This window comes from Shewanella sp. MMG014 (assembly GCF_018100775.1).
Classification (GTDB): Bacteria; Pseudomonadota; Gammaproteobacteria; order Enterobacterales; family Shewanellaceae; genus Shewanella; species Shewanella japonica.
Genome location: NZ_JAGJDZ010000009.1, coordinates 1 through 22,341, shown reverse-complemented (window position 1 = coordinate 22,341; position 22,341 = coordinate 1). Strand labels below are relative to the sequence as shown.

Here is a 22,341-nt window from a genome sequence, read left to right as displayed (position 1 = left end):
TGTCTCAACAGGCGCACGTCATCACTTTACAACTAAACAACAACGATAACATTTAATCACAAATTAGACTGGACAGTCTAGTTTTTTGACCATAAACTAAGCCTAAAATGGACTAGACAGTCTAGTTTTAATTATTGAGCATCACACAGATGTCATTCGCAGGTCAATACAATAGCTATGATTTGCCTTGGAAGTTGCATTAGCAATAGGAATGTTCCCATGAAAACAGCGACGCGTTCATTATCCGCACTCAGTATTGTCATTTCATTTTTGCTGCTAAGTGGTTGCGGCAATGATGAAACCATCCCAACGCCTTCTGTGGCTGTGCCGAATGTCATCACCCAACCCTTACGGTTTAATTCAAGTTATCAACATCAGCAAAGTTACACCGGCACTGTCCGCTCAGCTGATACCACAGGTGTAGGATTTGAACTTGCAGGCAAGCTAAGTGACATTATCGTCGACAGCGGTGATACTGTGATTAAAGGGCAAAAGCTTGCCACCTTAAACACCCAATTACTTGAAGCTGAGCAGCAACAATTAAGTGCATCACTGCAGCAAACCCAAGCGGATTTAGATTTAGCCCAAAGTAACTTGGAACGCTCCATTGAGCTCAAAAAAAAGCAGTATGTTTCTGAGCAGCAATTCGATGAAACCCAGCAGCAAGTCGCTAGTCTTTTAGCCAATCAAAAACGCCTTAAAGCCTCGCTATACGCCACAGAACTTAAACTTGAGAAATCAACATTAGTCGCTCCATTTAATGGCACCATCAGCAAACGTCATCATAATTTAGGTGAAGTGATCGCGTTAGGTAGCCCAGTATTTACCTTAATCGGCACAAATCAACAGCAAGCCTATATTGGTGTTCCGCATAGCGTCGCTCAAACGCTTAAATCAAATCAAGTCGTTGATATTCGCATTGGAGACCAAACCCATAAAGGCTTAATCGCTGGTATCAGCGCCGAAATAGACCCTGTCACTCGTACTGTTCAATTACGTATCGACTTACCCAACAATAGCCAAGTGATTAATGGCGAAATTGCCTACCTTGAGTATCAACAGCAAATCGCTGATGCGGGATATTGGGTGCCAATCTCATCGCTTACTGACGGTGTTAGAGGCTTATGGAATGTCTTTGTGGTCACGAAAAATGAACAAGGACAAGCCCGAATAGAACGCCGAGACGTTGATATTTTATATACCACAGAAAAACAAGCTTACATTAATGGTGCGATTCAAAAAGACGATGTAATTATTACTCAAGGCTTGCATAAACTGGTGGTAGGACAGCGTGTAAATCCCACTTCTGAGACTGTGGCGAGGTCATTATGATTAAGGCCTTTGTCGAAAACGGCAGACTCGCCAGTCTTATGATTGCATTACTATTGGTGGCTGGTTTAGGCGCTATTAGTAGTTTGCCTCGCACAGAAGATCCCACCATAACCAATCGCTTTGCTTCGGTTATTACCCAGTACCCTGGCGCTTCAGCTGAACGTGTCGAAGCGTTAGTCACTGAAGTATTAGAAAATGAGCTGCGCCGCCTAGAAGAGCTAAAGCTGGTGCAATCCACTTCTCGTCCTGGCATTTCAGTAATTCAATTGGAGTTAAAAGACACGGTACTTGATACTGCTCCCGTATGGTCTAGAGCCCGAGATCTCATTGCAGACAGTAAATATCAACTGCCTACATCGGCGCAAAATAGTTTATTGGACGATCAAACAGGTTATGCCAACACAGCCATTTTAGGCTTGGTATGGAACAGCGACACCCCCATCCGTACTGATGTGCTAAACCGCTACGCTAAAGAGTTACAAAGCAAGCTTCGGGTATTAAACGGCACTGATTTTGTCAAATTATCAGGCACACCTGATGAAGAAATATTAGTAGAACTTGATGGCAATAAAATCAGCCAACTCAAGTTAACCCCAGCAAGCATTGCAAGCATTCTGTCAAACGCTGACAGTAAAATTTCTGCAGGTGAAATCAATAACGCCACATTTAAAGCCTTAATTGAGGTATCAGGTGAGCTAGACTCTATTACTCGTGTCAGCGAAGTACCGCTAAAAATTGATGCAAACGGCCAGATTATTCGCCTCGGTGACGTGGCGAATGTCAATCGTCAACCGAAAACCCCTGCTACCAGCATCGCCTTAATTAATGGCGAACCTGGGGTACTAGTCTCAGCACGTATGATTGATAATAACCGTGTTGATAAATGGCAAGCGCAAGTGAGTCAGGTAGTTGAAAGCTATAATGCAAACCTGCCTGCTAACATTGAGGTGCAATGGCTATTTGATCAACAAGCTTATACCAGTGTTCGTCTTGGCGACTTAGTCATCAATCTGATCCAAGGCTTTTTGATCATTCTTTTTGTACTAATGTTAACACTCGGGCTGCGTAACGCCGTTATTGTGGCGCTATCACTACCGCTAACTGCGCTCTTCACCCTTGCTTGCATGAAATACACAGGCTTACCCATCCATCAAATGTCAGTCACAGGCTTAGTGGTTGCTCTTGGGATTATGGTCGATAACGCCATTGTGATTGTCGATGCCATTGCCCAGCGCCGCAAGCAAGGGCTAACCAAGCTTGAGGCTGTGAGTAAAACCTTGCATCACCTTTGGTTGCCTTTAGCAGGCTCTACTATCACCACGATGTTAGCTTTTGCGCCAATTGTACTCATGCCTGGCGCTGCTGGTGAGTTTGTTGGTGGCATTGCTATTTCAGTCATGTTCGCTTTGTTAGGGTCTTACCTCATTTCCCACACGATTATTGCAGGCCTTGCGGGACGCTTTAGTCAAGATAACGAGTCCATGGCTTGGTACCAAAAAGGCATGGCCTTTCCCCGCCTAGGACACGCTTTTAAAGCTAGTTTACGCTTTGGCTTATCAAAACCCTTAGTCACAGCCATACTCATCGGAATATTACCGGTATCGGGCTTTTATGCTTCGACAAAAATGACCGAGCAATTCTTTCCGCCTTCAGACCGAGATATGTTCCAAATTGAAGTCTATTTAGCGCCTCATGTCAGCCTAGATAACACCCTCAAACAAGTTAAAAGCATTGATGAACGTCTTGAGTCGATTGACGATGTTGAAATGATCACTTGGGTGGTTGGCGGTAATACACCTTCGTTTTATTACAACCTTACCCAACGTCAGCAAGGGGCAACAAACTATGCTCAAGCTATGGTGAAAGTCACTGATTTTAACGCTGCCAATAGATTGATTTTATCGCTGCAACAAGAATTTGATGCTGACTTCCCTCAGGCACAAATCTTGGTCAGAAAGCTTGAACAAGGCCCACCATTTAATGCACCAGTAGAACTGCGGATCTATGGCCCGTCATTGGATACATTAAACCAGTTAGGCGAGCAAGTGCGTGGCTTACTGATGGACACAGAGGATGTGATTCATACCCGTGCCACCTTGAGTGCAGGATCACCTAAAGTCTGGTTACAAATAAACGAAGATGCCAGCTTAATGAGTGGTCTCAGTTTATCTGATATCGCTAAGCAAATAGAAATGGCGACCACAGGTATTATTGGCGGCAGCATTTTAGAGCAAACGGAGTCATTACCTGTTCGAGTTAGGCTTGCTGATACGTCTAGAGAAGAAGCAACGCGTCTAGCAGAACTTAACTTAGTCTCTAGCCAAGGAGACACCATCCCGCTTTCAGCAGTATCACAAAACCAAATTAATGTGAGTCGTGGCGGTATTCCTCGCCGTAACGGCGAGCGAGTGAACACAATAGAAGCATACATTGTCAGTGGGGTTTTGCCCGGTAAGGTGCTTAATGACGTTAAAACAAGGTTAGAACAAATTGAGTTACCGTCTGGTTATCATCTTGAAATTGGTGGTGAAAGTGCCAAACGAGACGAAGCCGTTGGTAATTTACTGTCCAATATCGTTGTGGTAGTGACCCTGCTATTAGCCACTGTAGTGCTATCGTTTAACTCATTTAGATTAACCGCCATTATCTTACTCAGTGCCTTCCAGTCTGCAGGGCTTGGCTTACTCGCCGTTTACCTGTTTGGTTATCCGTTCGGCTTTACCGTCATCATTGGCTTGCTGGGCCTAATGGGTCTAGCCATTAACGCTGCTATTGTGATTTTAGCTGAATTAGAAGACGTACCAGAGGCTCGGTTAGGCAATAAAGACACCATTATTGCCTTAGTGAGTGGCTGTGGCAGACACATTGGATCAACCACTATCACCACCATTGGCGGCTTTTTACCCTTGATCATTGCTGGCGGTGGATTCTGGCCACCCTTTGCCATTGCAATTGCAGGCGGCACATTACTCACCACCATGCTGTCACTTATTTGGGTACCCACCATGTACCTTATTTTAATGAAGAAAAAACAACAGAAATCTGAAATATTGTCGCCCGTACAAGTTTAATATAATCAACTACTAACCAACAAAAAACGACGCATTAATGCGTCGTTTTTTATTATAGAATCGCCAATTACACATTCACGAATTTACTCAATCTAGACATGATCTCAATCAAGTCATCTTGGCATTATTTGCTCTAGATTGGAGTGACCTTTAATTCGGAAACTATCAAATGAACTATCGAAGTTGGTCTCTAACAAAACAAATAACGTACTTTTCTTTAGCGCTGACGGTGTTAGTCTTCAGCATCATTTCTTCCGTGTCATATTTTAGCTCATCAAACGTATTAAAAGAAAAAGCCATCGACTCGATGAACGAGCAAATGCAGAGCAATGCAGCGCTAATTGAGCTGCAGTACACAAGCTTACTTGCCCTAGCCCGCCGTAATGCCGACATACTACGTGCAATGTACCCTGGAAACTTTCACAAACCAGATCGCACCGTCAGAGTTTACAGCACTCAAACACCTGCCCTAGTACATGAAAAAGAGCAAATTAACGCCACCAAAAGTAAAGTAGATCGTTTTTCAAACTTAACTGGCGGCACAGCCACCATTTTTGTAAAAGACGGCGATGACTTTCTTCGTATTTCGACTTCACTGAAAAAAGCCGATGGTAAACGGGCATTGGCAACTTACCTAGGTAGTAGCCACCCAGGCTACCAAACATTGATAAACGGTCATGAATATGAAGGTTACGCCAAACTATTTGGTAAAGACTACATGACCGTTTACCGACCAATCAAAAATGCCAGCAATGAAGTCATCGGTATTTTGTATATTGGTTTTGATATCACCGACTCAATTTCTGAGCTGCAAAAGACAATTAATAACCTCAAAGTTGAAGAAACAGGTCATTACATGTTGGTGCGCAACAATGACCAACGACTGATTTCGCATCCCAACTTCGCCACGGGTGAAGCATTAAATAGCGACATATTAAATGGCCTAGACATCAACCAGTTATTGGGCCGCCACCAAAGCGTTGAATACGTTAACCACCAACAACAGCAAATGTTTGCTAACAGTATCAACATACCGGGGTGGAACTGGACATTAATAGGATTAACTCAAACCGCTGAGCTTAATAATGAAAGCCTACAACTCTTGTATATTACCACTGGTGTTGCCGTGTTAGGGATACTGCTAATAAGTGGGTTATTAGCCGCTCTGCAAATAAAAGCATTAGCGCCTTTGCAGCGTTTCCAGCAACAACTGAAAGCCTTAGGTAAAGGTGATTTATCCCAGCAATTTGAAGTCAGTGATCCTAATAGCAAGAACGAAATAGATTTAATTACGCTCAGTGCTGCCGACATGTCAAACAACTTAAAAGAGCTGATTTTCTCGCTGCAGCACTCAGTGGAAACCCTTGAGTCACAGGCTCAAAAAGCCCAAGAGATGGCAAGGTTAAATGGCGATGAATCGGCATCGTTAATGATGCAAACGAACCAAATTGCCACAGCAATTGAAGAGATGTCAGCTTCTATTCGAGATGTTGCTAGTCACTCGAACGAAGGGGCAGTCAAGAGCCAACAAGTAGATCAATCCTCTCGTAGTGGTCATAAGCAGCTTACTGACGTTGTTGAGTCGCTGAATGCGCTTAAAACCCAGCTTAATGAAAGCCAAGATAACATTGAAAATGTCAGTAAAGAGAGTGAAGCAATTAATCAAGTCACAGAAGTGATTAATAGTATTGCCGAGCAAACTAACTTACTGGCACTAAACGCTGCTATTGAAGCTGCTCGAGCAGGCGAGCAAGGACGAGGTTTTGCGGTTGTCGCTGACGAAGTAAGATCATTAGCACAGCGCACGCAAAGTTCGATTTCCGAAATCAGTAAAACCATTGGCCAACTGCAAGCGCAAGTTAAGGTAACCAGTCAGCAAATGTCAGACAGCCATAGACTCGGCACCGAATCGGCAGAACAAGGCTTTGAGACCAGTGAACAGTTAAGCCAAATCACCGCAAGTATTGGTGAGCTTGCCACCTTCACTAGCAGCATTGCGAGTGCAACAGAGCAGCAAAGTGCAGTCGCTGACGAAATCACCCTTAACCTACATCAAATATCGACACTCGCAAACGAAGGACAAGAACGCGCTAGCGAAACCGTCGATGTGGCTGATGGACTCAGCTCTCTTGCCAGCGAACTGAATACTAAAATTAATTTCTTTAAAATCTAATGCGTTTCTTTGAAATAATATCCTGATAACTCAGGTCTTTATAAAGGCATGTCCCATAGGTACATGCCTTTTTTATTTGAACAAACAGCCTAACACACAGTGTATTTGATGTTAGTCCTTGGTGTTAAAAACGGAATCAATATGAAAAAACGAACTCTCGCTGCCCTTCTCGCATCTCACACTTTGGCTCTTGCTATTGGTTTTGGTGGTGGCATTTATGCCTTACCGATTTTAACTGCGCCTGATGCGCCTTCAAGTGAAAAAGTCGCATCGTTAGATACCCAACAACGCTACACTGCAGAGTTCACTCGAGACCTTAAAGACAGCGATGCACTGCACTGGGGAGAAGGAACAGTGATGATTGGCGATGATTACATTACCTTAAACGGTAAGCTATCACCTGGGCCTGACTTTAAGGTATACCTTGCTAAAGAGTTTGTTGAAACAGAAGCCGACTTTAATCGTCTAAAGTCCTCTATGGTGCAAGTGGCTGACGTCAAAACCTTCGATAATTTTTTAGTGCCAATTACAAAGGATATTGATGTTGGCGATTACAATACCGTCATTATTTGGTGCGAAAGTTTCGGCCAATTTATTACTGCTGCTCAATATCAATAAAAGCAATTACCCCATAATCAATTCGCGATTTAGAGTGTTCCTATTAAGAGTTAGCATGAACAGCTGGCCTTCATTGAGTTAATAAAGCAATAAAAAACCCTGCACTATGGCAGGGTTTTTTATCAGCTCAAATTACTTACTTATCTTTTGCATCAGCTTCGCTGATACGATCTAAGTTTTCAGTGTTTTCAAGCCAAAGCGCATTAATGATGCCAAAAGCACAGGCTAGTAATACACCTAGTATCCAAGAGAAATACCACATAATGGCTCCTTAATTAATAAAGTGACGCTTTGTTCTTTTCAATAAACTCACGGTTTAGACGACCATACATCTTGAAGTACGTCCAAATGGTGTAGCTTAATACGATAGGTACAAAGATAATCGCAGCCCAAGTCATAACGTTCAGAGTCATTTCACTTGCTGTGGCATCCCACATCGTTAAGCTCACGTTTGGATCAAGCGATGAAGGCATGATGAACGGGAACATTGCTGCGCCACATGTCACGATAATACCTGCAATAGCGAGTGAGCTAAATAAGAATGCAAAGCCACTACGATTCAAACGACTAGCGAGTAATACAAGAATCGGCATAACTAGACCCAATACAGGGAATAACATTGTTAGCGGGTATTTATCGTAGTTAGCTAACCAAGCACCAGCTTCAACAGCAACGGTTTTAGTCGTTGGGTTTGAAGGGCCCGCAGTGTCAATTACCGAAGTAATAACATAGCCATCAATACCATTAACTAACCAAACACCTGCAGCAGCAAATAGTACCGTCACAAGTAAGCCACAAATTTGCGCCGCTTTAGCAGCACGAACACGTAGCTCACCTTCAGTTTTCATTTGTAGCCATGATGCACCTTGCATCATCACCATTAATGCACTGATTAAACCAGCAAGTAAACCGAATGGGTTTAATAAACCAATTAAGCCACCGTGGTATGTCGCACGTAAAAATTCGTCAAAATTAAACGGTACGCCTTGGAGTAAGTTACCAAACGCAACACCGATAATCAGTGGTGGAACAAATCCGCCAACGAATAACGCCCAATCCCACGACTTACGCCATCTTGGATCTTCAATTTTTGAACGGTAATCAAAACCAACAGGGCGTAGGAATAACGCAAACAGTACCAACATCATAGCCACATAGAAGCCAGAGAAAGACACACCGTAAACCATAGGCCAAGCAGCAAATAACGCACCACCAGCGGTGATTAACCAAACTTGGTTACCATCCCAGTGAGGAGCAATGGTGTTGATCATAATACGGCGGTCAGTGTCATCTTTACCAATGATAGGTAATAACGCACCCACACCCATATCAAAACCATCTGTCACAGCAAACCCTACTAGCAATACGCCAACCAGAGCCCACCAGATAAATCTTAGCATTTCATAATCAAACATAATCAGGTCCTCAGATTAAGCATCTTGGTTTTCAAAATGATATCTACCAGTCTTAAGGCTTGATGGGCCAAGACGAGCAAACTTAAACATTAAGAACAATTCAATCACTAATAGAATCGAGTAGAACACAGTGATAGAAATGATACTGAACCATAGATCAGACGTTGTTAGACTTGATGCAGACATAAAGGTCGGCAACACTTCTGAAATCGTCCAAGGTTGGCGTCCGTACTCAGCCACGAACCAACCACACTCAATCGCAATCCAAGGTAGTGGTAAGCTGTATAGCGCCGCTTTAAGTACCCAAGGTTTTTCTTCAATCTTGTGACGCGTGCTTTGCCAGAATGCCGCAGCAAACACGAATAACATAATCACACCAGCACCAACCATCACACGGAATGACCAGAACATAGGCGCAACGTTAGGGATAGAGTCTTTCGCAGCAGCTTTAATTTGCTCTTCTGTCGCATCAACTACATTTTCAGTATAACGCTTCAACAATAAGCCATAGCCTAAGTCGCCTTTTACCGCTTCAAAGTCTTCACGTAGTTGTGGACTTTCGTCACCTGCACGTAGTCTTTCAAGGAATGAATAAGCAATCATACCGTTACGAATGCGCACTTCATGTTCATCAATTAAGTCGATGATACCTGTGACTTGCTCATCTAAAGAACGCGTAGCTATGATACCCATCGCATAAGGGATTTTTAGGGCAAAGTCAGTTTCCATTTTTTCTTGATTCGGGAAACCTACCGCAGTAAATGCAGCTGGAGCTGGCTCAGTGTGCCATTCAGCTTCAATTGCCGCTAACTTAACGCGTTGTACTTCACCTACTTTATAGCCAGATTCATCGCCCAGTACGATAACCGATAAAATCGCTGCCATACCGAAACTTGCAGCAATCGCAAATGAACGACGCGCAAATGGTAAATCACGGCCTTTAAGGATGTAGTATGAACTAATTGCAAGAACGAACATTGCACCGGCAACATAACCTGATGCAACCGTATGAACGAACTTAACTTGTGCTACAGGGTTAAATACCACTTCAGCAAAACTAGTCATTTCCATACGCATTGTTTCGTAATTGAATACTGACCCAACTGGGTTTTGCATCCAACCGTTTGCGATCAAAATCCATAGCGCTGACATGTTAGAGCCAATAGCAACTAACCAAGTTACAGCTAAATGTTGGCGCTTACTGAAACGATCCCAACCGAAGAAGAACATACCCACTAGAGTAGACTCTAAGAAGAATGCCATTAAGCCTTCAATTGCTAATGGGGCACCAAAGATATCACCCACATAATGTGAGAAATATGACCAGTTAGTACCAAACTGGAATTCCATTGCTAAACCGGTTGTCACACCGAGTGCAAAGTTAATCCCGAACAACTTACCCCAGAACTTAGTCATATCTTTATAAATTTGATTATCAGTCATCACATAAAGTGACTCCATGATCGCCAAAATAAAGGCTAAACCTAAGGTTAAAGGTACAAACAGAAAGTGATACATGGCTGTTAGCGCGAACTGCAATCGTGACAGCTCTACAACCTCTTCAATAATCATTGGCGACTCCTTACTCGGTACATCCAAATGCCATGATGATTCCCATCAATCACAACAAGTGCCATTGCAGGAAAAAATTTAAAATACTTTAAGTAGCAACATTGCCACGTTAACAACTTGTTAAACACAAGCTTTATTTCATCTCAATCTCGTGGGTAGTTTATCTTGTTAAAACACCTCGTAAATGAGACATTTATCACACTTAAGCGCAAAAAGTGACTTAACACAACAAAACTAAAACCACCAGTAATGATTAATCATTAAATATCAACAACTTAAATAAAAAATCAAATACTGTAGACCTGTAATTTATATCACCGAAATTTGACTCCAATCAACATATTCAGCAATAAAAAAGTGGTTTTTTGCGGGTTTTGAGCATGGGCGCAAAGTACCACTTACTAGGTGTTGACCCCAACACAAATAGCTGCTAGGGATTTGTTTACATTTTTGTAAAATCAACATCTCTAAACCACCTAAAACTAATCAAAGCCCTCCTAAAGCAAAAAATAAACATTTAACATTTAAGGCTTAGATTATCTACACCTAAACAGATATCATCAAACATTAAATCACAATAAAAATCAGCAAGATAAAAACTTTAAGAACATTTTAATCAATAGAAACATTGAGTTTCGGATAAGTTATACTAATAGCTAAGATTAATTTATTTCGTTTGAGTGTTTTATAAGGAGAATATAGAATTCTCCTCGTATTCAGAGAAGGTCGATTGGACTTGAACAAAATGGACATCAAGTTGCATCCCCAACTCTACTAATTTTAATATTACTGAGTGGAGATTTAGCACATGACTAAATTATTTGAGCGTTTCATCAACAGCTACAAAAAAGTATTTGTTGAAATGTACCAAGCGTACTAAACCGTTTTATATTGTTGCTCTCGTTTGTGTCTTAGCTTTAGACACCCATTAGCAGCAATACAACGAAAGATAGAATAAGTATGCAATTGCTTGCTGACGCTATTGGACGTTACCCTTGATGTTTTGTTAGCGCAAAACAGCTCTTGTAGATCACTTGCAACATAGAGCATTGACTAGCCCTTTAGAGTTTCGATTCTAAGGGGCTTTTTAATGCTCCTTATTGATGTCTTTCTTTATCTAGAGCAGAAACTATTCAAACATACGTTTGATATTGAGTTGTTGATCAACTTTTGGCCACACCTGATTCTGATATCTGGGTTTAATCCTACATTTCCAAACTCCGTTTGGATTAAGGTCAACGTCGTGGCGCTTCGCCCACACCAGAGCTAAGGGGGAAAGCGCTTGTCCCCCTTAACAATCCCTCAGCGCTCCGGCGAAATTTAAACAGCAAAATTTCCAACGGAGAATCATCCAGCGTTAACCTTCTTTTGCAGCTTGCTACAGCAAGCTGCAAAAATCACTAACACTTCCGATGGGACGTTGCTTACCTCAATTCAAATTGTGCATTCTAAGAAGAACAAAACACCTATACAACTTGAGCTGTTTAGCTCTTTAATTTGACACAAACACAGCCAAATCTAAGAGACAATAAACCCAGTGTAGATGCAGCATCGAGCTTTGACCGCTAAGGACGGTGGGAATGTCATCATTTGTCTGGAACAAATATGACTAAAACATAGATGTTTTGGCAGTGCTTACAGGGATGCTTACTTTTAAATCAAGAGCCACCAACTCGCAGTTGTATCTGCGCATAAGGTCGCTCTTTCACATCTGACCCATAGGGATATGGGAAATGTCATGATGATGTCGGGAACATCATTGACCATGTGAACGCGACATTCCGTTCATCCGAACATTCCTGCGGCAGGCAATGAATTAGATTGAAGTGATGGTCTTCGATACTTGAGCAGGGATAAATGAATTACATAGTTGCTGTTCGTAACTCATTTATACCCCGTTATGAGTTGCGCAGTTTGGCTTATATGGGGAACATTGAAAATGTTAATCATATATAAAGCTTACTCTGATCCAACTAATTAGCTGGAATCATAAGTGCAGGATGCACTAATGCCTTGAAGCACATGGATGTGCGAAAAGGCATGGTCTGACTCACTTTTGGCTTACCTCAACTCAAATGGAACATGCACATTTTTAAATTTTGTGAAATTAAATCGAAGTTATGCAATCCCAGTGTAAGCGCGGCTGTCGCCGTCCAAGAGATGGATTAGATTGAAGGGATAACTTTCGATAATTTAGCTAACAAAAACTAAGTAAAATATTGAATTATTAACATAAATCATATTAAAGTATAGCCACTTAAGGAAGAGTTGGGTAACCTCGAACATCATCGGGCGCACCATTTAGGGAAGAAAAAGCCATTCAGTTACACGTGCTAATCAATTCCTCTATAAAGTTTACTCTGAAATAACTATTTCACCTTAATCCCCCCTAGCTTAGCTAGCTGACTTTAAACAAAACAATACGAAGGAACGTATATTGAGAATATTTACTTTACTACAAAATGCCTACTTATTTGTATGGCTTTTCTCTGCAATTAAAGCTGGCTTTGTTGCTTTAACCCTCTCATTATTTTTTGGTTTATTTCATGATACTTGGTTTTTCTGGCCTGCATTTTGGGGATTCTGGATACCATGCTTAGTGTTTTCAGCTATTTCAAGTTGGAAAGGCAGACAAGCATTACAGCCTTTTTCGGATGTGACGGCAACTTTTTCAGGAACAGCATCAGAAAAGCAAAAAAAACGAGCCTTTGAGGCGCTTAAAGATGAGCTCAATGAGTTCGAAGACGCTGATGAATACGACGATGAGGAACAAGAAATAACAGTCAGTGTTACTGAAAATAAAACAGAAATGAAGCGATTAATAACGGCTCTGGTTAATGCTGGTGTTATTGAGTTAACGGCGGAAGTGAAAGAGCAAGTTAAGGAATACATAGAAGACTATGATCTTCGTAGTGAATCTCTCTGCAAAGAACACTTCGTGCAAGAGTTATTAGCAGAGAAAAGTATTCTTTGGCAAAGCGGTGAAATTTTTGACCCTGCTGAACACTATGCAGAGGTAATGGGAAATATAGCAAGCGGTGCAGACCAGCTAGAGATTAGCAATATTCATTGTGAATTTGATGAAGAAAACAACAACGTCGAGCTAAAGTTTGATTCTAGAAAGGGATCCCAACATTGGTTGTTTAAACAATATTCCCATTTAGTTTCAGAGAACTTTATTATTCATCTGGCATTAATGCTGAAAAAAGAAACTGGCCTGTCGATGGGATTGCTTGATAACGACGAGAGCGACGAACAAGCATGGGCAATATTACTGCCGAAAAATTCATTGCAATCACTGTCTCAGCAAGGTGTGATTTCTGGTAAGGAGATAGTGTTATGAGTTGGTATTTTTATCTTTACATTGCGCTTTTTGCCGCCTATCAAATCTATATCATCAAAGGCAGTTGGTTTGTTGAGGAACGCGACTTTTGGTGGGGGGCCTTGCATGCTTTTTTATTAACATCAGCAGTGGTTGTGTTTGCCGATTACGCAAATTGGTTGACGTTACCTTATCAGTGGCTAGCATCTGCGGTGACTTCGTCATCAATTATTTTAATTGTAGGTTTTATTTTAGCTCAGGAGTTTAATGCCTATTATAACGCTGAAGATGAAGATGAAGGCACTGTAGAAGACAAAGAAAAAACTAAACCTGATACTGATAGCTTTACTACTTCTAGCCCTAGCTCAGTTTATTCATTCAGTGAATTAGCTGTCGCTAACAATGAAGATAGTTCAACTCAGCCATTAAATATTGATCAGTATCGCCCCGTGTCAGATCCTGCTGAAATAGGAGATGCCATTGGTAAACTGTTTTCATCTAATTCAACTGACGATGAACTTGCTCAAGCCTTAGAAAAAATAGGTGGTACAGATGATGAAGAAGACGATGAAGATACGGGTTCTGGCTATCACTTTGCAGGAACGACTATTGTTTTCGCGTGTTTAAGCCCTGCTATTTACATAGCCTGGCTTGTTTTAGTGGACAATACGCAAGGTCTAATTAGCTAAACAAAAAAGAACCGCCATCAGGCGGTTCTTTTATATCAACAACTAAGTCACTGCCGAGGCAAGTATTCGTGAACCTAAAATGGTATCTGACTTTCGCTCACATTCCGAGTTTGGTTGCGAAATACTCAATAAACAGTAATCGCTGCAAGGAAAATTATGAACTCAATTGACTACTCTAAATACTCAACTGATGAACTACTTGATGTAAAAGAAAATATAGATCCCAATACGGCTAACTATGGTGTTTTAATTAGCGAACTATCCAATAGGCAGGATGAAATAAATGAAAAACGAGAGCAGGAAAAGGCTAAAGCATTCTCACTTGCTGAAAGTAGAGTGAAAGTAATAGGCTATTTTCAAGTTACTGCTGCTGTAGCAATTTTGTTCTTTTACATCACCTCAATATTCGACGGCTCCGTGTCACTGCTAAGTACCGCAGCGTCTATATTTGTTATAGCACTTAATTTAATTGCTGGGCTGACAGCAATAAAGGAAATGTATAAATATTATTGGGTTTCAATTCTTAACCAGTCCCTTCAAGTTCCTAATATTGTAATTGGTTCAATTTCAGCGACATATTCAGGGCTTGGTGGTATTTATACTTACATTAATTGGAACCCTGAGTTTCTATTTGGTATGACTGCTTCATTTTCACCAGGGTTTATCTTTAATGAATACACTGAGAAGCTGCAAACTCAAACAATCTCAATTGATTTCTTGGCAATTATATTTATCCTTGCGCTAGTTACAGTAAGTGATGCCCAAAGCACATCAATCAAGCAGAATTAAGCTCTTATTTTGATGACTGTCTAAATTTATAAAGGCTATGATGCCCCCTATTAAAGACCAATTTTGTTTTTTGAATCGACCTATTTTCCAAACTCCGTTTGGATTAAGTCAACGTCGTGGCGCTTCGCCCACCCCAGACTAAAAGGAGTTAACTGCGACTCCCTCTTACTTTTCGCTAAGAGCTACACCCGCAGCTCCGGCGAAATTTAAACAGCAAAATGTCCAACGGAGAATCAACCAGCGTTAACCTTCTTTGCAGCCTGCCCCGGCAAGCTGCCAAAATCACTAACGCTTCCGATGGGATGGATGCCAAAGAGTGACCCTTCCAGTCGAAATCAAGCTCAAATCTTAAGTGTAGGATGCACTAAATGCCTTGAAGCACATGGATATACGAGAAAGACCATGTCTGGTCTCACGCGATTTTCTTGCTTACCTCAATTGGAATTGAACATTCAAAGAAATAAACCTTTAAACTTCAATTTTTAAAACATATTCTCTCTGTTGATTTAATCTTATCAATCACTTAAGTTAGTTGGCCTATTACATATACATCAAAAGCAGTTTAATCACAGACATGGAGTTCACGTGATAAAGTATATTCTACTATTTACCTTCTTATTCTCTTCCTTCAGCGCTCAAGCAAATAAGTTAATTAACGATGATCGCATCAGTAATCAGACAAATTGCTTTAGCTCTATTTTTACTGACTACGATACTTGGCATAAATTCATGGAAGAAAAGTATCGAAAGAAATTAAAAATTGAACACAAATTCAATAAAGCATTATTACAATTTGATGCCACGTTTGGCACAGAAAAGTTCAATCACTTTAAAGCGAATTTATCTTGTAGCACATTTAGTTATACGGTAAATAATACCGAGGTAATGGGCTATGTCATAAAACCCAAAGAGTCTGAAGCTAAGTTACCCGTTTTAATTTATAACCGCGGTGGTAACGGCAACTTTGGCAGTGTTGTCTTTGGCACAATGATGTATGAATTATTTCCGATTGTAGAGCAAGGCTTTGTCATCATCGGGAGTCAATACCGTGGAGTTCATGTTAAGCAGCCAAGTGCTAAAGATGAATTTGGCGGAAAAGATGTGAGTGACGTTATTGCTCTACTCGATTTAATCCCCAATATTAAAGGCGCAGATCCGCAGCGCATTGGCATGTACGGAGGCAGCCGCGGCGGTATGCAGACACATTTAGCCATGAAACAAGCAAGCGGCATCAAAGCAATTGCTACTATTGCAGGTGTATCAGATTTACAACAAGGGTTACTAGAACGGCCAGAAATGGAAAATGTTTATAAGAAACGAATTCCTTATTATGAACTCAAAAAAGATGCAGAATTATCAAAGCGCTCGGTAATCAATTGGACTAAAAACCTCTCTCCCAATGTACCAATCTTGCTAATACACGGAACTGAAGATAAACGAGTTGCCGCAAACCAATCCATTGTACTTGCAGATGCATTAACCCAATATGGTATTCCCCATAAACTGGTACTTTACCCCGATAATCATTATCTAAGAGATAGTCGAGAACAAATGAACCAAGAGTTAGTCAGCTGGTTTCAAAAGTATTTATAAAATCTATGAACTGGGGGCTATTAGCCCCTTTCTTTACTCTCTCATCACACTCGAAAATAATAGTGGATAAGAAGTTTGCAGCCTTTTAGCGAAGCCATCACTTTACTCTCATATTAATGAAAATTGTTCTTTAACCTAGCGACAATATTGCTAATACTTTAGTTTTCTAAAATGTTGTTTACTCTGACTCAACTTATTTATATTCTGATACTCAACTCATTAAAAATGCGTACTTTTATAAATCGTTTTATATAAGCATTGGGTGGGTATTTACAAATAACTATTAGAACAAAAATTATAAGATACTTGTTCCCCCCTTTCACTCACCTCGGGTGACCCAATTAATTGCAAGGATGAAATTAATGACCAATGAATCAAGCAGTGAACTCGTCATTCGCAGGTTATACCAAGTCACCCAAGATCATAGTAAAGGCTTTGAGCACCAGCTTTTAGAACTGTTAAAAATGGGCCTTGAACGCTTTGATTTAGACATTGCAATTTTATCTAAAATAGATCAAAACAAATATGTGGTTAAATATTGCGTCACACCAGATGAAGTGCCGTTAAATCCTAACGACTGCTTTGATTTAAATGCAACCTACTGCAGCATGACTTGCAATGCCAAAGGTCCTGTTGGGATTGAACATATGGGTGAAGATGATGCATTAGCAGTTCACCCTGCATACCAAGCATTTGGCCTTGAGTCCTATATAGGTATCCCTATTCGCTTAAACGGCCAACTTTATGGCACGCTCAATTTTTCCAGCCCTACCCCTTACCCGAGAATGTTTCGCGATGTTGATATTGATGCCTTGCAGCTAATGGCTTCTTGGGTTGAAGTAGAGTTGATTCGTCGAGAACAAGAAGCACAACTAAAAGCATTAAACAAAGAATTACACCATTTAGCCAACTTTGATAGCTTGACCAATGTGCCTAACCGACGTGGCATGCATCAGACATTGCACAAAGATTTGAACAGATTAAGCCGCAGCCAGGGACATGGAACCATTGCCCTTCTCGATATTGATAGATTTAAACAATTAAATGATACCTATGGTCATCAAGCGGGTGATGATGCATTAGTGGCGATCGCAGAGAAAATCACTCAATCGCTGCGTGACTATGATTTTGTCGCTCGATTTGGTGGTGAAGAATTCTTACTCTGGTTACCTGATACTGCTCAAGAAGAATGCTCTATTGTCTGCAAACGAGTAATGGAGAATATTGCCACCATTGGTATTACAGCTGAACCCATAACGGTTTCAATAGGCGCTTGTCATTTTCGCTTTAATCAATTCAAACCTGATGATATGAGCAAGCTCATTGATAATATTATTTCTGAGGCTGATACCGTACTTTATGAAGCTAAAGCTCAGGGGCGAAATAGATTGAATAGCGTGACCAAAGTGTTATCGGCTGATTAGCTAATTTTTGTGTTCTTGGCCATTGTATTTCCAAACTCCGTTTGGATTAACGTCGTGGGTTTTCTGCCCACTGCTGATTTTGATATCAGGGTTTCAGCCTGTGTTTCCAAACTCTGTTTAGATTAACGTCGTGACGCTTCGCCCACACCAGACCAAAAGGGTATCAACAGCAATACCCTCTTGGAACACCCCGCTGCCCCGCCGAAAAATGCTAAAAAGCGCATAATTTTCGATGGGGATTGCTCCAGCTTTTAACTTCGTTTGTTGTTAACTTCAGACTTATTCGAAAATGCTAACGTTTCCGATGGTGCATCCCTGCACCGCGAAAGCTATGCTCACATCCATGTGAGCATCACCCTATTTTCTTCAACGTCCTCAACCCAAATTGAGTCTTTTAGCTGATTAGATTCTTGGTCTTTGTAGTTTTTAATTGACACGAATATGCCAAATCGAAGAGACAATAATCCCAGTGTAGATGCGTTCAAGACCTTCGAAAACATGGATGTTTTCGCAGAGCCCACATGGATGTGTTTACGGCGTGTCTTGGATGCATCTGCACATAAGCCTGCGGCAGGCAATGGATTAGATTGAAGTGATGGTCTTCGATACTTGAGCAGGGATAAATGAATTTCATAGTTGCTGTTCGTAACTCATTTATGCCCCATAACGAGCTAGCAAGAGAAACTCATGTGGCAGTGAGCGGAAATATCCCCTTATCTTTTCTAATGTATTGCGCACTAAATCTGACTTTGAAGTACTAGATAGAAACACAGTTATAATTGTACGCAGATGACTCGCGAGTATAGTGAGCAAAAAATCGGGTGATTTATGCTCGATAAACTGCTAGTTTTTTGATAAGTTGTTGAATCTAAAGTTATTGATAAAAGGTTGTAGAGACCTCTACATCAAAGCGCTCACTTTTGCGGGCTTGATATTAATAAAACGGGTCTTACATTTTCATTTTATCAATACTAAACAGTCGGTTGGCTTGGTATCGTTGCTACTAAGTTGAATTTTGTCAGGAACATTATCGAGCAGCTATATAATAAGCTGTTAGTTTGCAAGGAAGCATCGTGCATATCGAATTTTTGAGAGATAAAAATCAAATAATGCCACAAATAGAAAACCCTTCTAAGGTTACTTCTATGAAAATATGGCACTGCAATTTTCACTCACTTAAATCAATCCTTGAATGTAATAACTTAGAACAACTATCTATTGCTACGCTACCTGAAAGTGATTTTGAATTTCTGGCTAAATGCCCAAACTTAAAATTGCTATCAATTGTTCACTTGCCTGAAATTGTAAGCTTTGAGAGTTTTCCTATTTTAAATCAACTCGAAACGCTTTCTCTTTCTACGCTACCTAGTTGGGATTCTTCGGGTAAAAAGACAGCAGTAGACTCATTGGCTCCTTTGGCTAAGTTACCTAATCTAAAGCATGTTGAATTGTTTGGCGTTGTACCAGAAGATTTGTCTATTGAGAGTCTTAGCATTTTTAATAACCTACAGAGCGCTCGTTTTTCTAAATATCCTAAAAGGTTACTAAACGCATTTTACAAACAGTCAAGTGTAAGCGATGATTGGGCACCAGAAATTGCAAACTAACAAGCTAATTAATAAGGACAAAAAACAGTTGGCTGTTTTCGTTCCTCAACATTTTAGCCAACAATTTTTTGCCCATTATTAGGGCGTTAGGTGACTATTGAGTGAAGTATCTTCGGACAAATTTGGCAACAGATTGGAAGTTAGAGAAATCGCTATCTCAATTGGTCATTGAAAAGGTGCTTTGGTTTATTCCTAAGGCAAATCCTGATTACGAAAGTAAGCTTCATCTTGTGAAAGAATGGCTAATTGAATTTGATGACAATGATTTACCTAAACGAGAGATAGGTTTAGATAAAAATGGAGATTTAGTTTTATCTGGGCCTAATTCTAATAATGATGGCTTTTGGCTTGATACAAATATGAAGTATCAAGATATAAAAGGTAAAACTTGTACGCCTTATATATTTAGTAAAACGTGGCGTGACGTTTGGTGAAGTAGTCACCTAACAAGGCGCTCAAGAGGGAAAATTTACAGTTGGCTGTTTTCACTTCGTTCAACAATTTTAGCCAACTACAAATTTCCCCTTAGCGGGGCGTTATATACCTAGGTAAGCATGGACGTAGACTACACGAAATACTCCCTATCAGAGTTGAGAGATTGCAGAGAGCATATTGACGAAAATGCTTACCCTGAACGGGTCAAAATTATCGAAGAGCAAATTGCTATTCGTATTAAAAATGGTGACTTAAAAAAATCATCTAAAAAAATGACCAAGAAAGAATCAGATGCTTTTCAATGGGCATGGGGTAATCTATTTCTTTCACTAGTTTTCGCATTTTTAGCAATATCAGGAGTAATAAAAGGGTCTATTGGTAATGCTGCAAAAATGGGTAATTATAATATCTCCGAAGATCCTACTGGCTTTTGGGTCGTGATATTTATTTTAGTTTTGCTTTCAGGGCATAGGCTTTATAAATCAATAAAGGGTTTTGGTGGTAAAGGTATATAACAAGCTAATAAATAAGGACAAAAAACAGTTGGCTGTTTTCGTTCCTCAACATTTTAGCCAACAATTTTTTGCCCATTATTAGAGCGTTATATGGCAGGAAACTATGGCGTGTGATTTCTATTTTGATTCCAATTATGAGTGTATTGAACATCATGAAGAGAGTTTCTTTAGTTTTGTTACAGATGGGCTTCCTCAATTGCAAAAGTTAAAAGCTAATTTTTACCGCGATCCAGGATTTACTAACGAAGAATGCAACTCAATGGTTCATGAGTTAATTTCAATTAGAGCTGAAATTATCAAAACTAAAGAAACTGCATATATTGCAAAAGTCCTAGATAGGCTGATTTTATTTTTTAGTACAGCGTATATAGGTCAGTTTAGTGTTCGGACGGTAAGTGATTAGTCTGTATTAAAGCCATATAACAAGTCGTTGAAGTGGGACTCGTAACTGTTGGCTCGGTTCCGCTTCGCTACACAATTTTAGCCAACAATTACTCGCCCCTTAACGAGGCGTTACATTTAAGGAAAGATATGCCTATATACAATAAGCCAACAGGTCAATTAATGCGTGATATGATTTCTGAAATGGATCTATCAGAGGGCAAAAGTTTTACCAAAGCTGAGGTGATGTTATGGTTCTCATTGAAGTATCCTAAAATCAAAAAGAACACAATTTCTTGCCACCTGATAAAGTTTTCTACAAATGCCAACAGTCGCCATCACTACAATGCAAAAGTTGGAGAAGACGACCTTTTTTATCAAGTTGGTAAAAGTACCTATCGCTTATATAACCCTTCTATTGACCCCCAACCTCTAAGCTCAGATTTAACAGACGAAGATAATGAATCTTTTAATGAGCCTGAGGAAGTAAGAGATACTAACGAGTTTGCATATGAAAGAGATCTTCAAAATTTCTTAGCTAGAAATTTAGAGCTAATCGAGCCAGGACTTAAAGTCTATGAGGAGGACGGAATCTCAGGTATTGAATATCCAGCGGGCGGGCGATTTATTGATATTCTTGCAGTCGATAAAAGTAACAATTTCGTTGTAATTGAGCTTAAAGTGTCTAAAGGCTATGACAGAGTTATTGGTCAATTGCTCAGGTATGTTTCTTGGGTTAAAAGAAATATTATCGAAGTAGGTCAATCTGTAAGAGGGGTGATCATTGCCAGAGATATTTCTGAAGATTTAATGTTAGTCTGTGAGGAGCTTAAAGATATAAGCTTATTTGAATATGAGTTATCAGTTAAGCTAAATCAAGTTAAAAAAATGTAACAAGCGCGTGCACCAAGGACTAAATTTCCGTTACGCGTTTTGGCATAGCTTCGCAATTGTACGCCAAACACTTCACTACAATTTAGCTTGTGACGCGGGCGTTATACATACAAGGAAATGTTAGGTGTCATCTGATCAAATTGCACGATACATTATTGGGTTTAGTTGGCTTTACCACGGTATTTTTCCAAAGTTATTGCATATTGCACCATTAGAAAAAGCAATGACTGCTAGCCTAGGCTTCTCTGACGAAATTTCTTATTTTATTACTAAAGCAGCAGGTATTGGCGAGCTGATATTTGGTTTAATATTTATCATATTTTATAAAAAACGTACTGTTGTAATGTTAAATATTGCAGGTCTAATTGGTTTACTGTTTTTTGTTGCTGTTTTACAGCCTCAACTTTTGGTCGGGGCGTTTAATCCGGTTACAACTAATATCCCACTAATTGGTTTAAGCTTCATTTTATTAGGTAAATTGCAAACTCGACAGTAGTGTAAATTGTATGTA

General features: G+C 40.2%; 18 protein-coding genes. 15 read left to right on the top strand and 3 right to left on the bottom strand.

Annotation, left to right across the window (positions count from 1 at the left end; genetic code table 11):
- Positions 1 to 219: 219 nt before the first annotated feature.
- From J8L86_RS14655 to J8L86_RS14640, 4 genes are all read left to right on the top strand, one after another.
- On the top strand, positions 220 to 1,332 hold the full coding sequence (locus tag J8L86_RS14655; protein WP_065108574.1) for an efflux RND transporter periplasmic adaptor subunit: 1,113 nt from the start codon (positions 220 to 222) through the stop codon (positions 1,330 to 1,332).
- Complete coding sequence (locus tag J8L86_RS14650) at positions 1,329 to 4,403, top strand: efflux RND transporter permease subunit (protein ID WP_211030907.1); 3,075 nt, start codon at positions 1,329 to 1,331, stop codon at positions 4,401 to 4,403. The genes J8L86_RS14655 and J8L86_RS14650 overlap by 4 nt, the downstream gene beginning before the upstream one ends.
- A gap of 169 nt (positions 4,404 to 4,572) precedes the next feature.
- On the top strand, positions 4,573 to 6,576 hold the full coding sequence (locus J8L86_RS14645) for a methyl-accepting chemotaxis protein (RefSeq protein WP_211030906.1): 2,004 nt from the start codon (positions 4,573 to 4,575) through the stop codon (positions 6,574 to 6,576).
- 141 nt (positions 6,577 to 6,717) lie between these two features.
- Entirely contained in the window at positions 6,718 to 7,194 is a 477-nt protein-coding gene (locus J8L86_RS14640) for a DM13 domain-containing protein (RefSeq protein WP_055025092.1), read from the top strand.
- Positions 7,195 to 7,330: 136 nt separating this feature from the next.
- Here J8L86_RS14640 and cydX read toward each other — a convergent pair whose 3' ends face one another.
- From cydX to J8L86_RS14625, 3 genes are read right to left on the bottom strand one after another with little or no spacing between them, the layout of a single operon-like run.
- Positions 7,331 to 7,456 (bottom strand): cytochrome bd-I oxidase subunit CydX, encoded by a 126-nt coding sequence (cydX, locus tag J8L86_RS14635; RefSeq protein ID WP_063124246.1) that lies wholly within the window; start codon positions 7,454 to 7,456, stop codon positions 7,331 to 7,333.
- 13 nt (positions 7,457 to 7,469) lie between these two features.
- On the bottom strand, positions 7,470 to 8,609 hold the full coding sequence (gene cydB, locus J8L86_RS14630; RefSeq protein WP_055025093.1) for a cytochrome d ubiquinol oxidase subunit II: 1,140 nt from the start codon (positions 8,607 to 8,609) through the stop codon (positions 7,470 to 7,472).
- 15 nt (positions 8,610 to 8,624) lie between these two features.
- Entirely contained in the window at positions 8,625 to 10,181 is a 1,557-nt protein-coding gene (locus J8L86_RS14625; protein WP_065108577.1) for a cytochrome ubiquinol oxidase subunit I, read from the bottom strand.
- Positions 10,182 to 12,618: 2,437 nt separating this feature from the next.
- On the opposite strand from J8L86_RS14625, the gene J8L86_RS14620 reads away from it, so the two are divergent.
- The 11 genes from J8L86_RS14620 to J8L86_RS14570 all read left to right on the top strand — a co-directional run bounded on the left by J8L86_RS14620 (position 12,619) and on the right by J8L86_RS14570 (position 22,326).
- A complete protein-coding gene (locus J8L86_RS14620; protein WP_211030905.1) occupies positions 12,619 to 13,524 on the top strand; it encodes a hypothetical protein in 906 nt (301 codons plus the stop codon).
- The gene (locus tag J8L86_RS14615) at positions 13,521 to 14,192 is read left to right on the top strand and encodes a hypothetical protein (protein ID WP_211030904.1); all 672 of its coding nucleotides are present in this window, start codon (positions 13,521 to 13,523) and stop codon (positions 14,190 to 14,192) included. Before J8L86_RS14620 ends, J8L86_RS14615 begins: the two co-directional genes overlap by 4 nt.
- 156 nt (positions 14,193 to 14,348) lie before the next feature.
- Positions 14,349 to 14,981 (top strand): hypothetical protein, encoded by a 633-nt coding sequence (locus J8L86_RS14610; protein WP_211030903.1) that lies wholly within the window; start codon positions 14,349 to 14,351, stop codon positions 14,979 to 14,981.
- Positions 14,982 to 15,566: 585 nt separating this feature from the next.
- Entirely contained in the window at positions 15,567 to 16,574 is a 1,008-nt protein-coding gene (locus tag J8L86_RS14605) for a prolyl oligopeptidase family serine peptidase (protein ID WP_211030902.1), read from the top strand.
- A 362-nt stretch (positions 16,575 to 16,936) separates the two neighbouring features.
- A complete protein-coding gene (locus tag J8L86_RS14600; RefSeq protein WP_211030901.1) occupies positions 16,937 to 17,998 on the top strand; it encodes a sensor domain-containing diguanylate cyclase in 1,062 nt (353 codons plus the stop codon).
- A gap of 1,073 nt (positions 17,999 to 19,071) precedes the next feature.
- On the top strand, positions 19,072 to 19,605 hold the full coding sequence (locus J8L86_RS14595; RefSeq protein ID WP_211030900.1) for a hypothetical protein: 534 nt from the start codon (positions 19,072 to 19,074) through the stop codon (positions 19,603 to 19,605).
- Between the two features lie 101 nt (positions 19,606 to 19,706).
- Entirely contained in the window at positions 19,707 to 20,039 is a 333-nt protein-coding gene (locus J8L86_RS14590) for a hypothetical protein (RefSeq protein ID WP_211030899.1), read from the top strand.
- 120 nt (positions 20,040 to 20,159) lie between these two features.
- A complete protein-coding gene (locus tag J8L86_RS14585) occupies positions 20,160 to 20,555 on the top strand; it encodes a hypothetical protein (protein WP_211030898.1) in 396 nt (131 codons plus the stop codon).
- A 103-nt stretch (positions 20,556 to 20,658) separates the two neighbouring features.
- Positions 20,659 to 20,958 carry a hypothetical protein gene (locus tag J8L86_RS14580; RefSeq protein ID WP_211030897.1) on the top strand — a complete coding sequence of 100 codons (300 nt, stop codon included), beginning with the start codon at positions 20,659 to 20,661 and terminating at the stop codon, positions 20,956 to 20,958.
- A 128-nt stretch (positions 20,959 to 21,086) separates the two neighbouring features.
- Positions 21,087 to 21,830, top strand: coding sequence for an endonuclease NucS domain-containing protein (locus tag J8L86_RS14575; RefSeq protein WP_211030896.1), 744 nt, complete (start codon positions 21,087 to 21,089; stop codon positions 21,828 to 21,830).
- A gap of 124 nt (positions 21,831 to 21,954) precedes the next feature.
- Positions 21,955 to 22,326: a DoxX-like family protein gene (locus J8L86_RS14570; RefSeq protein ID WP_211030895.1), complete on the top strand. Its 372-nt coding sequence runs from the start codon at positions 21,955 to 21,957 to the stop codon at positions 22,324 to 22,326.
- The last annotated feature ends 15 nt before the right edge of the window (positions 22,327 to 22,341 follow it).

Bases quoted from the DNA above. Each gene is read 5' to 3' on its own strand.
- J8L86_RS14655 (WP_065108574.1), top strand. From the start codon at position 220: ATGAAAACAGCGACGCGTTCATTATCCGCACTCAGTATTGTCATTTCA.
- J8L86_RS14650 (WP_211030907.1), top strand. From the start codon at position 1,329: ATGATTAAGGCCTTTGTCGAAAACGGCAGACTCGCCAGTCTTATGATT.
- J8L86_RS14645 (WP_211030906.1), top strand. From the start codon at position 4,573: ATGAACTATCGAAGTTGGTCTCTAACAAAACAAATAACGTACTTTTCT.
- J8L86_RS14640 (WP_055025092.1), top strand. From the start codon at position 6,718: ATGAAAAAACGAACTCTCGCTGCCCTTCTCGCATCTCACACTTTGGCT.
- cydX (WP_063124246.1), bottom strand. From the start codon at position 7,456: ATGTGGTATTTCTCTTGGATACTAGGTGTATTACTAGCCTGTGCTTTT.
- cydB (WP_055025093.1), bottom strand. From the start codon at position 8,609: ATGTTTGATTATGAAATGCTAAGATTTATCTGGTGGGCTCTGGTTGGC.
- J8L86_RS14625 (WP_065108577.1), bottom strand. From the start codon at position 10,181: ATGATTATTGAAGAGGTTGTAGAGCTGTCACGATTGCAGTTCGCGCTA.
- J8L86_RS14615 (WP_211030904.1), top strand. From the start codon at position 13,521: ATGAGTTGGTATTTTTATCTTTACATTGCGCTTTTTGCCGCCTATCAA.
- J8L86_RS14610 (WP_211030903.1), top strand. From the start codon at position 14,349: ATGAACTCAATTGACTACTCTAAATACTCAACTGATGAACTACTTGAT.
- J8L86_RS14600 (WP_211030901.1), top strand. From the start codon at position 16,937: ATGACCAATGAATCAAGCAGTGAACTCGTCATTCGCAGGTTATACCAA.
- J8L86_RS14585 (WP_211030898.1), top strand. From the start codon at position 20,160: ATGGACGTAGACTACACGAAATACTCCCTATCAGAGTTGAGAGATTGC.
- J8L86_RS14580 (WP_211030897.1), top strand. From the start codon at position 20,659: ATGGCGTGTGATTTCTATTTTGATTCCAATTATGAGTGTATTGAACAT.
- J8L86_RS14575 (WP_211030896.1), top strand. From the start codon at position 21,087: ATGCCTATATACAATAAGCCAACAGGTCAATTAATGCGTGATATGATT.